At 38.7% G+C, this 1,503-nt stretch carries 1 pseudogene; it reads left to right on the top strand.

The features are described 5' to 3' along the window. Positions 1 to 244: 244 nt before the first annotated feature. A pseudogene (locus NBH15_RS29095) lies at positions 245 to 1,503 on the top strand (hypothetical protein); the annotation flags it as partial.

The following is a 1,503-nucleotide window of genomic DNA, read 5'->3' as shown; positions in this document are numbered from 1 at the left end:
TAAACCTAGTGGACCAGTTGGAGGACCTGGATTATGTGGTTCCTAGGCTTTATCATATTCGAGATCGTATTCTGGGTACTGCACTATATCAATACCCGGAATATCAAATCTGACATTGAGTTGTGGAGCGAAGAACTTACCGATTAACTTACTGAAACCCTTATGACGCACCGGTTAGTCATCTTGAAAAATGAAAAAGACAAAGTCAATCACTGTAAAAATAAAGATTAAAAAGTAACCGAAAATGAATATATACAGTAAAACAGGAACAATAATACTTGACATCGAAGTCGACGATACCAGTTATCGTTATCGGGCTATCCGTCAAGGGGATAAAGTATATCTTTATTTCTCCCTGACAAACCATGTTGAGATACCGATATATAGTTATATTAATTATCAAGGTCAACGATATACTCTTTGGAAACCTGAAAACTTGACAAAGCACGGTGAACGTAATCTGGATTATGTGGTTGAGTTTGGGGGATATTGGGAGATTTTGAATCGGACAATATACAAGTTTCTTTCTGGCAAACCTCATAAATTGAAATTTCCGTTAACCGCTAAACCACGCATGTTTATGCAATTAATGATTGACAATTTGAACCTGCATGACAGTGACTGGATAATAGGAACCTGTATTGACGCGCCTGAAAAAACTCTTACATTTAGCCATGAATCATGCATGGAAGCATTAAACCGCTTTGCAGATGAATACAACACAGAATTTGAATTCATTGGTAAAACGATCAACTTTGGCAAAGTGGAACGATTCAAAGATAATCCATTGCCTCTATCATATGGAAAAGGGAATGGTTTTAAGACAGGAGTTATTCGTCAATGCCAGGGAGAAAAAGCGCCGGTTACGGTTTTATATGTTAACGGAGGAGAACGAAACATTGATCTGGCTTCCTATGGGAGTACATCTTTGTTGTTACCCAAAAATCAAGAGATAGAATTTCAGGGAAGAAAGTACAAGACAGATGAAGATGGAATGTTTATCACCCGCTCCGACCGGCCTTTAGTTGATTTTAATGAAGACAGCTATGACGCCACACATATCTACCCAGGTAGAATTGGTACGGTCAGTGAAGTCATAACCGTCGATGCAGCAAAGCATTTTTATGATATCAAGGACAGTTCCATTCCTGATGATTTGGATTATTCTCAATGTCGGATTGCAAAAGAAAAAGCAACTATCATATTCCAGTCTGGAATCCTTGTCGGTAAAGAATTCGACCTTAAACAAACCGATGATGAGTTAACAGGTTACATTCATGCGGAACGTCGATTTAAAATTGTCCCGTTTGAACGAGATGGCGCAATTATACCAAATGAATCATTAAAACCAGCTGTCGGGGATAAATATGCAATCTTCCACATATCTCTTCCCAATGCTTATATTTGTGACAATGCCAGCCAAGAAGGGGCCAGTTGGGATATGTTTCGCGAAGCAGTCCGGGTCCTTTATGAAAACGAAGAGGTCTCTTTTACTTTTAAAGG

Source organism: Parabacteroides caeci, assembly GCF_023656795.1.
Lineage (GTDB): Bacteria > Bacteroidota > Bacteroidia > Bacteroidales > Tannerellaceae > Parabacteroides > Parabacteroides segnis.
Note: the sequence above shows the minus strand (reverse complement) of the source record. Positions and strands in the feature narration are given on the sequence as shown.